This window comes from Skermanella stibiiresistens SB22 (assembly GCF_000576635.1).
GTDB lineage: Bacteria > Pseudomonadota > Alphaproteobacteria > Azospirillales > Azospirillaceae > Skermanella > Skermanella stibiiresistens.
On the sequence record NZ_AVFL01000070.1, the window covers coordinates 1 to 10,612 of the forward strand.

Consider the following 10,612-nt stretch of genomic DNA (forward strand, 5'->3'; position numbering starts at 1 on the left):
CGGCAACGACAGCCTATCAGGTGGTGCCGGCAACGATACCCTGATCGGCGGCGCCGGCACGGATCGGCTCGACGGCGGAAGCGGGGCTGACGCCTTCGACTTCAACGCCACCAGCGAGAGCGTTGTCGGATCGGCTCGCGACGTGATCACGGATTTTCTCCGCGGCACCGACAGGATAGATCTTTCTACCATCGACGCGGACACGGACGGAACAGACGGCAATCAAGCCTTTGCCTTCATTGGGCTAAGCGCGTTTACGGGAGTCGACGGTCAGCTGCGCTTCGACAGCGGCCTCCTCCAAGCCGATGTCAACGGAGACGGAGTTGCTGACTTCGAGATCAGCGTAGTTGGTACTACGACGATGGCGGCAAGCGACTTCGTTCTCTGATCAGTAATCTCGCCCGCCGCTCTCCATAGCCCGCCGATGCTTCTGTCGGCGGGCTTTTCCAATCTTGAACAGCAACAGAATGAGACTTACGGATTGTTTCTCACCATCTCACTTCATTGTCTTATTCAAGTGCCATTTCTGGGGTCACATATTTCACCGAGCTGATCCCGACAGGCGCGAAGCAGGGCCGCTACCACCCGCCGTTGGGCGATGGTGTCGGCAGAGTAGCGGCCGTGCTTAAAGGCATTGCAGTTACCCTGCGGCGCCCCAACCCCATCAACGCCGCCGTGCATTCTGCACCGGAGCTTTCCCCGCACCATTGGTGACTGGCACGACGTTCCGCGCCGGGTTCGGGCATTGCAGCGAGGTGGCTGATTCATAGGTGATGGGTCCGGGTGCATGGGATTGTTCCTTCGGTTTCGATGGCGCCCCCCTACCCTCGGGAGCCGGATAATTACCGCCGCTGACCTGCACAGCGGCCTGATCGGCGGTGACGTTGACGTGCTGGTGCTGAACCACAACCAGTTGTTCGCCGCCCGAGCGGTAGCGTTTCAGCGCCTCGAGCTGCGTCGTATAGGTCCGCAGCAGCTTGACCGCCAGATTGCCCGCGTCGTTGAGCAGGGCTCGGTCGTTAGCCTTGCGTAGTAGATCCATCGCCAACCAGTGGACGCCGACCATCTGAGCCGCCAACATCGCCTCGGCTTCATCCCGCGGCGCGATGCCCGTCACTGCGGCCAAAGCGGCGTTCAGGTTCTCAGCGGCAACCGGCTCGTTCGACGACTGCAGATGAGTCGTGTTGATGATCTGGTTGATCAAGCGTTCGGCCAGCTCGGCGCTCGTGGTGCCGAAGGCATTCATTACTCTGACGCTTGCAACGTCAGCGTGGATGCCAACCGGCATTACCTGGACCTGTCCACCGTCCTTCCAGTTCACCGCGAACCGCGGCGCCTGACGTTTAGCCTTCTTTCGCCTGGTGAGCGCGCGGACCTCGGCTTGCTCCATTTCGGTAATTTCCGGCTTCGTCGCCGGCAGGGATGTGGACTTCTTCGCTACAGGCGTGTCGCGAGCCATCACCGTGCCCTTTCCTGCACATCGCCGTCACCGCGCGCCTTGACGTCGACCACGCTGGCCAGCGTCCCGACCGGCGGCACACCTTCCGCCCGCAGCAGCGTTTCCAACGAGCGGATGACATGAACAACTTCTAAACTAGAATTTGTCATATTCTAAATATTCTTGATGCTTGAGAGTGCATATACTTTAATTCACGTCTAACAGCCACTCCGTGCCTTGATCATACTCTAGATGCACCACTCCTCAAACAGCTTCGGTAATTATAGTTAATTGTTCCGCTGCAAGCTTGTTTTTACGCTTTTTTTACGATTGAGACATTGAACATGCCCATGTTGGGCACTATGCCCCGTTGCAGAGGGAACTATGGCGAACATTCTTGGAACACCTAACAACGACGTGCTGAATGGTTCGACCGAAAACGATTATCTCGCCGGCTTGGCAGGGGATGACATTATCCTTGGTGCAGGAGGATATGACGCCCTCGAAGGCGGTGCTGGTGATGACACGCTCAACGGCGGCACGGATGGTCAGTTTGGTGACACAGTCGGGTTCTCAAGCGCAATCAGCGGCGTCATAGTCAATTTGGCACTCGGTACTGCGAACGATGGCGAGGGTGGTACGGACACGTTGATTGGCATCGAGCACGTCGACGGTAGCCGATACAATGACACTCTCATCGGCGACAACAGGGGTAACTGGTTTCGCCCAATGGCAGGCGACGACATGGTTGACGGCGCTGGTGGCTCCGACGATGTCATGTATGAATTCACAACTCAGGGCATTACGGTCGACCTTGGCGCCGGCACCGCCTCGGGCGCTGAAATCGGCACAGATACTCTCACAAGCATCGAAAACGTCCACGCCGGCAACGGCGCCGACACCATCATCGGGTGGGATGAGGACGGCTACGTTTTTGCTCGTGATGGCGACGACCAAGTGTTTGGCGGCGGCGGCGCCGATACATTGATCGGCGGCAGCGGCACCGACATGCTTGACGGCGGCGACGGGTTCGATACGGTGACCTACTCGGAAGACGGGTACTATGTGGCTGGTCCTGACACTTCAGGCGTGTGCGTGAATTTGAGCCAGGAGGAGGTCAGCTTCAACAACCGATTAGTCGCACCTGGAACTGCCGTTGACAACTGGGGCTACATTGACACGATCATCGCAATCGAGCGCCTGGAGGGCTCCACTTACGCCGATCTGCTGATTGGCGACGCGCTGACCAACAGCCTGTCTGGAGGCGGCGGCGACGATCGGCTGGATGGCGGTGACGGTAACGATATTCTGATCGGCGGCAGCGGAGCCGATTTCCTGGATGGAGGACAAACGTCATCAGACGATCGAATATCTTACCTCAACGATCCCGCCGGTATTGTCGCTGATTTCGCGGCCAGAACGGTTAAGGATGGTTGGGGGGCGATCGACACGTTCCAGAATGTCGAGTACATCGTTGGATCCAACTTCAACGACAGGATAACCGGCGTGGACGCCGTCAGCCCCAGTTCCGCCGGGAGATGGAACCTGGACGGCATGGGCGGAAATGACATTGTCACAGGCGGCAATCAGTCTGACGATGTCGAGGGCGGCGGAGGCGACGACACTCTCGACGGCGGCGCTGGCTTTGACGAGATCGATTATGACGGCAGTCCGACCGGCGTGCACGTCGATCTTGGCGCAGGCAAAGCCTTCAAGGACGGTTGGGGCGGAACTGACACGATCACGAACTTCGAGCAACTCCGTGGTTCATACTATTCCGACCTACTGATAGGCTCGGCGCGCGGTGAGAACCTCAATGCGGAGAGCGGCGACGACATCCTCATGGCCGGTGCCGGGGATGATATTCTCAGGGGAGCCGCCGGCAACGATACTCTTGATGGCGGTAGCGGCGACGACAGCCTGTTCGGCGGGGCTGGGGACGACCTGATCATCGGCGACTCTACCCGCGTCGGAAATGCCATTGATGAGGTCGATTACAGACTTGATCCGGCAGGGGTAGTAGTGGATCTGTCCCGAAGCACCTGGATAGTCCAAGATGGTTTCGGTGGCCTCGACACCCTCTGGAACATCGGTGAGGTTAAAGGGTCAGAATTTGACGACCTGATGACAGGATCGGCTCTGGGAGACCGGCTCGGCGGCTACGGGGGCAACGACAAGATCCAGGCCGGCGCTGGGGACGATTGGCTGAGCGGAGGCCCTGGTAACGACACGCTGGACGGCGGCGCCGGCTTCGACATGGTGGACTTCTTCTGGGAGGCAACCCAGGGCGTTAGTGTGACCCTAAGCACCAATGAGACCTCTGTTACAGATACATTAGGAGCGACAAACACTTTCATTTCGATCGAAGGTGTGCGCGGCAGCGTTTATGCTGATACCCTCATAGGATCGACGGGTAACAACAACCTGGACGGGGCCGACGGCGACGATACTTTAAACGGCGGTGCCGGCGCCGACAGCATGGCGGGCGGTCTGGGCGATGACGTCTACTACGTCGACGATGTTGGCGACAGCGTCACCGAGCTTGCCAACCAAGGTGCTGACACGGTGCGCTCGTCGGTGAGCGTCAGCTTCAGCACCCAGCACGTCGAGCGCATTGAACTGACTGGCACGGCTGCCATCAACGCCAACGGCAACGCGCTCGTCAACACTCTGATCGGCAACGGCGCTAACAACATCCTCAACGCCAGTTCGGGCAACGACAGCCTGTCGGGTGGTCTCGGCAACGACATCCTGATCGGCGGTGCTGGGACGGATCAGCTTGAAGGCGGAGGTGGCGCTGATGTGTTCGACTTCAACGCCATAAGCGAGAGCGCTGTCGGCACGGCTCGCGATGTGATCAAAGACTTCCTCCGCAGCACCGATAAGATTGATTTTTCTACCATTGATGCCGATACCAGCGTCGATGGGAACCAGGCGTTCAGCTTCATCGGAGCTGGTGCATTTACCAGCACTGCTGGTCATCTGCGTTTTGCCAGCGGCCTTCTGCAAGGTGACGTCAACGGAGATCAGATCGCTGACATTGAGGTCAGCGTAGTTGGCGTGACTACAGCGGTGGCTAACGACTTCGTTCTTTGATCGTATCTCCTCAGCCGCTTAGAACGGCCCATTGGCATTTGTGCTGACGGGTCGTTCTCTGGTTCCAGAGTGGGGCATTTGACCCCTTCGACAGCGTCCCGACAGCCGGCACACTTTCCCGCAGCAGCGCTTCCAGCCCATCCAGCAACCGGATGACGTACACGGCGACGCCCATGTGAAATCCATCCAGCCCGCGATCAAGCAGGACCTGCGGGAGATCTGGATGGCGCCGGACCTCAAGGCGGCGGAGCGAGCCCTTGATACCTTCGAGAAGAAGTATGGCGCCAAGTATGCAGGGGCCGTCGAGTGCCTGACCAAGGACCGCGATGCCCTGCTGGCCTTCTACAGCTTCCCGGCCGAGCACTGGGGCCACGTGCGCACAACAAACCCGATTGAGAGCGTGTTCGCCACGGTTCGGCACCGGACGGTCCGCACCAAGGACGCGCTCACGCAGAACACCGCCAAGCTGATGGCCTTTAAGCTGATCACGGCGGCATCCAGAACCTGGCGACGGCTCCAGGGCGAAAACCAGTTGCCCAAGATCATCCAAGACGTCAAATTCCGCGACGGCATCGAGGTCATCGTGCCAAAATCACACAGCGCCGCCTGAACACTTCGTCACCCAAATTCCGCCATAGCTCCAATTTGCCTGTCCTCGCCTTCAACTCGACCTGGAAATGGCCGCCGCCTAGTAGCCAGATCAGCAGGTCCGGCACGCCAGGCGTGGTGCCCATCGCCTCCAGTGCCGCCGCCTCGGTCCGTGTCCGCAATCCGCCGTTCGGCACATGACAGAACGTCAGCAGGCTGCGGCTCTGATAGACCTGCAGAAGCTGCACAACGGCGCGTTGGAGCTGTTCTTCGGGACGCCTCACCGCGCCCACTCCGGCGCATCGTCGTAGTCGAGCGGCGCCTGATGCCCCTCGAAGCTCCCGCGGCGGTCGTCTGATGGCGTTTGGCTGGTCGGAGGGGTTGCCCCGGCGCCCTAAGAGCGCCTAACATAACCTGCTTCGACATAGCAAAATCAACCACTTAGGTGTGTCTAAATAGGGTTGTGATAGGTGCTCTAAGACATATCCTCGTGAGGTAGCCTTCGAAAAGTTCTCGCCTCCCGTTTGGACTCCAGTGAAGACTCCCGCCGTGTCGCTCTGTGTTCTCCCCACGCCTTCGCTCGCCGCTTGATCTAAGGCTTTTCACATGACCACCCCCACTCCCCTCACCGCCGCCGACCTGCACGCGCGGGTGCTGCACCTCGACCACGACGTGCTGATCCTGGACAAGCCCGCCGGGTTGCTGGTGCATCCGGGGCCGCGGGGGCAGGGGAGTTTGGGGGATTTCCTGGGGGAGCTTTGGTTCGAGATGGAGCGGCCGCCAGCGCTGGCGCATCGTTTGGATCGGGACACCAGCGGGTGCCTCGTGCTGGGGCGGCATCAGAAGGCGTTGAAGAAGCTGGGGCGGTTGTTCTCGCGCGGGCTGGTCGACAAGACCTATTGGGCCGTCACGCGCGGCAGGCCGCCCGCCGACCAGGGTAGGGTCGACCTGCCGTTGCTCAAGGTGCTGCCGGAGACGGGCGGGTGGCGGATCAGGGTTGATCCCGCCGGGCTGCCCGCCGTCACCGATTACCGCGTGCTGGGATCGGCGGGGGAACTGACGTGGCTGGAGCTTCGGCCCCGGACCGGGCGGACCCACCAGTTGCGCATCCACTGCGCCTCGCTCGGCACGCCGATCGTGGGCGATCCGTTTTATGGGGATGGTCTCCAAACCGCTGGAGAGGGGCCGTTGCGGCTGCTGGCGCGGTCGATAACCCTTCCGCTCCATCCGGGAGTGTCGCCGATCACAGCCGTGGCGCCGCCGCCGGGGCATATGGCGGGCGAGTTGGCCGCCTGCGGTTACCTTTGACAACGATCGCATTCACCATTAGTTAACCAGCACTTTCACCAATTCGAAAAGAAATTGGCGGGCGCGCTTGGAGCAGAACATGGATGTCAGGACTGTTCCCCGGCGCTCCTTCGTGACCGAACCCGCGGCCGGTGTCTCCACCCGCGTCGTCTTCTTCGTGTCCGAGGACTGGTGGTTCTGCCTGCACTGGCTCAACCTCGCCAAGCGGCTGGCGGAACGCGGTTACCGCATCACTGTCATCTGCAACACAGGCGCCAGCGGCGCCGACCGGGCGCGGATCGAGCGGGCCGGGTTCGAGGTGGTGCCGCTCAAGCTCGACCGCTCCGGCCTCAACATCCTCAACGATTTCCGGATCGCCTCGGCGCTGGTCAAATACCTGCGGCGCGAGCGGCCGGCGCTGATCCATTGCGTCGGCATGAAGCCGATCCTGATCGGCACGCTGGCGGCCCGGCTGGTGGGGGCGTTCGGTCCGCCGATCCGGATCCTCGACCACTTCGCGGGGCTGGGCTACCTGTTCTCCTCCAGCCACCTCAAGGCGCGGCTGCTGCGGCCCCTGGTGATGCTGGGCATGCGCGCCGCCTTCGCCGGGCACGAGGTCCATCTGGTCACCATGAACCCGACCGACCGGGACGTGCTGATGCGGTGGCAGCTGCGCCGGGCCGGCCATGTCCATGTCATCGGTGGCACGGGGCTCGACCTCGCCCGCTATCCGGCGCTGCCGTTTCCCAAATCCGAAACCGTCACCATCGCGATCACCACGCGGATGATCGAGGACAAGGGGCTGGCCCCGCTGGTCGAGGCGTTCCGGCGGGTGCGCGCCAAGCTGCCCCATGTCGAGCTGCTGCTGGTCGGCGAGCGGGACGGGCGCAATCCCACCGCCATCCCGCGCGACCAGTTGGAGGCGTGGAGCCGCGAGCCCGGCATCACCTGGCTCGGCCATGTCGACCGCGTCGCGGAGGAGGTTTGGGCCCGCGCCCATATCGCCGTGCTGCCGTCGCGCCGCGAAGGGCTGCCGGTCAGCCTGCTGGAGGCGGCGGCCTGCGGCCGGCCGATGGTCGCGACCGACGTTCCCGGCTGCCGCGACGTGGTGATCGACGGTGTCACCGGCCTGCTCGTGCCGCCGGAGGAAAGCGGCGAACTGGTCCAGGGGCTGGCCGACGCGCTGGAGCGGCTGGCGGCGTCCGACGATCTGCGCCGCCGCTTCGGCGCCGCCGCGCGGGAGATGGTCGAGACGCGCTATTCCCTGTCGGTCATCAGCGACCACGTCGCGGGTCTCTACCGCTCGCTGATCGACGGATCGGCTGAAGGGTCGGCTCCGGGGTCGACACGGGGCACCGTGGTGGAGGCTGGCGGGTGAGGGATGCCGGGATGAGCTTCGCCGTCACACGGTTGCTGGTGCTCCAACAGCTTGTCCTGATGATCCCGAAAGGGCTGAAGGAGACCGTGCGCGCGGTGCTGTTCCCGGCCCGTCCGCCCCTGGCGGCACCGGTCGAATGGCTGGACGCGCCGCTGGTCCGCCGGCAGGACCGCCAGCCGCTCGTCTCGGTGATCATCCCCTGCTTCAACTATGGCCGCTTCCTGGGCGACGCCATCGCCAGCGTCCGCGCCCAGACGCTGCGCGACATCGAGATCATCGTGGTCGACGACGGCTCGACCGACGCCGTCACCCAGGACGTGATGGCTGCGCTGGAAAGGGTGGACGACATCATCCTGCTGCGGCAGGAGAACCAGGGGGCTCCGGCGGCCCGCAACGCCGGCTTGCGGATCGCGCGCGGCATCTATGTCTGCTGTCTCGACGCCGACGACACCATGGAGCCGACCTATCTGGAGAAGTGCGTCCTGCTGATGGAGGGCAACGCCGGGGTGTCGCTGGCCTATTCCTGGCTGCGGGTGACCGGCAGCGAGGAACGGGTCTGGAAATCCGAGTCGCTCGATCTCGACCGGCTGCGCTACTACAACCATGTCAGCATCTCCGCCGTGTTCCGGCGCGAGGCCGGCCTGTCCGGCGGCGGCTTCTGCGCTGCCATGCGCGAGGGCTACGAGGACTGGGAGTTCTGGCTGAGGCTGGGGGCGGAGGGGCACCGCGGCGAGGTCATCCCCGAACCGCTGGTCAACTACCGCCGCCACCCCGCCGCCTTCATGAATCGGGCGCGGAAGCGCCACGCCGAACTGTTCGACACCATCTACCGGCGCAACAAGGCGGTGTTCGAGGATGCCGGCGCGCGCCGCGCCGTCCGCGGCGGCTATCGCGACCGTCCGGTCAGCGATCCCTTCGCCAACCTGAACGATCCCGGCCAGTATGACCAATCCCGGCTGGCCGTCGTGCTGGTCCTGTCCCGCGCGGCGCCTCCCGGATTGCTGGAGGGTATCGCCTTGATGGTCGGCGACGCGGCGGCGCTCGTCGTGGTGCGCGTCGGCAGGACGGAAACACTGGAAACCACGGGTGGGCGGGCGCCCGACTATATCCTCTCCCATGTCCTGGCTCCCGGCTTCCATGGCCGGTTCATCCGCCATCTGGTCATGACCAGGCCGGTGCGGGCCGTGCTGTGGTTCGACCCGGATCACGAGACCGCCGGGGAACCGGTCGGCTGGCGCGAGATGTTGGGGCTGGCCGAGACCCCCCTGCTCGGAGTCATCACCCGGTCCGACCGCGCGCCACCCCAAGGGATAGACTTCCGCATGACGATCCGGCCCGATGGCGGCGTGGATGGCGACTGCGAGGAGGGCCGGCGGCTGAAGATGGCTCTCCGCCCCAAAGCCACGTCGTCCCTGACTTTTCCGGCTCCCTGACACGCGTTAGCGGCGCCCTTCGGCCGGTTCGCGGCGATCGCCCGCGGAGACTCCCCCTCCTATCGAATGGCTGGATGTCAGCGTATCGATAGATGGATACCCATTTCGAGATAATCGATTTCCACCGCAACTTACTTCAGGTCTAGCTTAAAAAATAATTAAAATGTTTCTCATTCTCCGCGCATTTTAGGGTTAGAGATGGTATCAATACTAAGCGAACGGATAGCTCGACCCCACCGTTCGATCGGCTGAAACAGGAAGAGACGACCCCACCACGACCAACAACGGACGGCGCCGCGCCAACCATCCGCCGGCCCCTCCCCACTACAGCAAATCAAAGGACTACAGAGTGGCAAACCTGTCATCCGCGGCCCGTGGCGCCGCCACGCCCGGACTTCGCCCGAATTCCGAGGGCCAAGCCGGCAAGAGTTTCGCGGCGTTCAAGCGCTGCCTGACAGCGCTGCCCCAGGTTCAGCCCGCGTTGACCGAGGTGATCGGCTACAAGGTGCGGCGGATCGACGGGTTGCAGGATCTGGAAACACTCCGGTGGAGCAAGGAAACGCTGCTGCTCAGCGTCCGCTCGCTGGATCGGCTGCAGGACATCATCTCCAGCGGCAACGCCGGGCTGATGCGCGGCATCCACACCCTGGGCGTCTTCATGCCGAGCCAGCTCGGCCGGGTCCGCGAGTTCGTGACCCTGCTGGACGGCTGGCTGGTGTGGAGCGGTTCCGCCGACGACCTCCGGGCCAAACTCAACCTCGCGGCGGCCGGCTACGCCATCGTCGCCCCGGCGATGATCTCCGTGATGGCCGCCGACCAGCACCGGCTGACGCTTCTGGACACCTTGAGCGAGGCGCATCTGGCGCTGCTGCCGCTGCTGTCCGAGGGCATGACCGACGAGGAGATCGCCAACAACCGCGGCGCCACCCTGCCGACCACCAAGCTGCTGGTCCGCCAGCTGCTCGCCCGCCTGCAATGCCGCAACCGGACGGAGGCCGCGATCTTCGCCTGGCGCCACGCGGCGGTGGTGACCGAGCGCCGGGCCGTCCTCCAGTCGCACGGCGGAGTGTCCAATGCCCTCTGACAGTCGGAAACCCGTCTCGACCGAGGCCCTGCTGCTGGATCAGGCCCTCGACGCCGTCAACCAGCGCATCTCCAGCCGCCAGCCCAGCTCCTTCGCCCAGATCTCCCACCAGCCAGGGCCGCCCCGCTCCGGTTTCGCCCGCGCCGTGACCCGGGCGCGCGACCGGGGGGTCGACTTCCGCGCCGAGTACCAGCGGTTGTCGATCGAGGCGATGGCGGCGATCGGCGAGCCGGACATCCCGGTCGAGGCGCCGAAGGCGGCGCCGGCGTCAGTCGCCGATCCGCCGCCGGCCCCGGCCCCGGCGCCCC

11 protein-coding genes and 1 pseudogene are annotated in these 10,612 nt (G+C 63.5%); 8 read left to right on the forward strand and 4 right to left on the reverse strand.

Features of this window, described 5'->3' with window-relative positions; genetic code table 11:
* A partial coding sequence (locus N825_RS34980) for a M10 family metallopeptidase C-terminal domain-containing protein (protein WP_037462008.1) occupies window positions 1-388 on the forward strand: 388 nt, incomplete at its 5' end.
* Between the two features lie 125 nt (window positions 389-513).
* Here N825_RS34980 and N825_RS41110 read toward each other — a convergent pair.
* Genes N825_RS41110 through N825_RS39515 form a run of 3 tightly spaced genes read right to left on the reverse strand, consistent with a single transcriptional unit; the run spans window position 514 to window position 1,608 of the window.
* Window positions 514-768: an HGGxSTG domain-containing protein gene (locus tag N825_RS41110; protein WP_084165402.1), complete on the reverse strand. Its 255-nt coding sequence runs from the start codon at window positions 766-768 to the stop codon at window positions 514-516.
* Window positions 665-1,459, reverse strand: coding sequence for a hypothetical protein (locus N825_RS39510; protein ID WP_157619769.1), 795 nt, complete (start codon window positions 1,457-1,459; stop codon window positions 665-667). Before N825_RS39510 ends, N825_RS41110 begins: the two co-directional genes overlap by 104 nt.
* A complete protein-coding gene (locus N825_RS39515; protein ID WP_157619770.1) occupies window positions 1,459-1,608 on the reverse strand; it encodes a hypothetical protein in 150 nt (49 codons plus the stop codon). Before N825_RS39515 ends, N825_RS39510 begins: the two co-directional genes overlap by 1 nt.
* A 214-nt stretch (window positions 1,609-1,822) precedes the next feature.
* Between N825_RS39515 and N825_RS34990 the strand changes: the two genes are divergently transcribed.
* Window positions 1,823-4,534, forward strand: a complete 2,712-nt coding sequence (locus N825_RS34990) for a calcium-binding protein (protein WP_037462010.1) — start codon at window positions 1,823-1,825, stop codon at window positions 4,532-4,534.
* A 157-nt stretch (window positions 4,535-4,691) separates the two neighbouring features.
* Window positions 4,692-5,144 (forward strand): annotated as a pseudogene (locus N825_RS34995) (IS256 family transposase); the annotation flags it as partial.
* On the opposite strand, the gene N825_RS39520 reads toward N825_RS34995, so the two are convergent.
* The gene (locus tag N825_RS39520) at window positions 5,113-5,406 is read right to left on the reverse strand and encodes a hypothetical protein (protein ID WP_157619771.1); all 294 of its coding nucleotides are present in this window, start codon (window positions 5,404-5,406) and stop codon (window positions 5,113-5,115) included. The pseudogene N825_RS34995 and the gene N825_RS39520 sit on opposite strands and share 32 nt — an antisense overlap.
* Window positions 5,407-5,728: 322 nt before the next feature.
* Here N825_RS39520 and N825_RS35000 point away from each other — a divergent pair, with 322 nt between their 5' ends.
* The 5 genes from N825_RS35000 to N825_RS35020 form a co-directional block, all read left to right on the forward strand.
* The gene (locus tag N825_RS35000; protein ID WP_037462014.1) at window positions 5,729-6,430 is read left to right on the forward strand and encodes an RluA family pseudouridine synthase; all 702 of its coding nucleotides are present in this window, start codon (window positions 5,729-5,731) and stop codon (window positions 6,428-6,430) included.
* 79 nt (window positions 6,431-6,509) lie between these two features.
* On the forward strand, window positions 6,510-7,787 hold the full coding sequence (locus tag N825_RS35005; RefSeq protein ID WP_157619772.1) for a glycosyltransferase family 4 protein: 1,278 nt from the start codon (window positions 6,510-6,512) through the stop codon (window positions 7,785-7,787).
* Between the two features lie 11 nt (window positions 7,788-7,798).
* Window positions 7,799-9,220, forward strand: a complete 1,422-nt coding sequence (locus N825_RS37420; RefSeq protein ID WP_051514193.1) for a glycosyltransferase family 2 protein — start codon at window positions 7,799-7,801, stop codon at window positions 9,218-9,220.
* 349 nt (window positions 9,221-9,569) lie between these two features.
* Complete coding sequence (locus tag N825_RS35015) at window positions 9,570-10,304, forward strand: helix-turn-helix domain-containing protein (protein WP_037462018.1); 735 nt, start codon at window positions 9,570-9,572, stop codon at window positions 10,302-10,304.
* Window positions 10,294-10,612: hypothetical protein (locus N825_RS35020; RefSeq protein ID WP_037462021.1), on the forward strand; the 319-nt coding region annotated here is incomplete at its 3' end. The genes N825_RS35015 and N825_RS35020, both read left to right, overlap by 11 nt.

Bases quoted from the DNA above. Each gene is read 5' to 3' on its own strand.
- N825_RS39510 (WP_157619769.1), bottom strand. From the start codon at position 1,459: ATGGCTCGCGACACGCCTGTAGCGAAGAAGTCCACATCCCTGCCGGCG.
- N825_RS37420 (WP_051514193.1), top strand. From the start codon at position 7,799: ATGAGCTTCGCCGTCACACGGTTGCTGGTGCTCCAACAGCTTGTCCTG.
- N825_RS41110 (WP_084165402.1), bottom strand. From the start codon at position 768: ATGAATCAGCCACCTCGCTGCAATGCCCGAACCCGGCGCGGAACGTCG.
- N825_RS39515 (WP_157619770.1), bottom strand. From the start codon at position 1,608: ATGACAAATTCTAGTTTAGAAGTTGTTCATGTCATCCGCTCGTTGGAA.
- N825_RS34990 (WP_037462010.1), top strand. From the start codon at position 1,823: ATGGCGAACATTCTTGGAACACCTAACAACGACGTGCTGAATGGTTCG.
- N825_RS35005 (WP_157619772.1), top strand. From the start codon at position 6,510: ATGGATGTCAGGACTGTTCCCCGGCGCTCCTTCGTGACCGAACCCGCG.
- N825_RS35000 (WP_037462014.1), top strand. From the start codon at position 5,729: ATGACCACCCCCACTCCCCTCACCGCCGCCGACCTGCACGCGCGGGTG.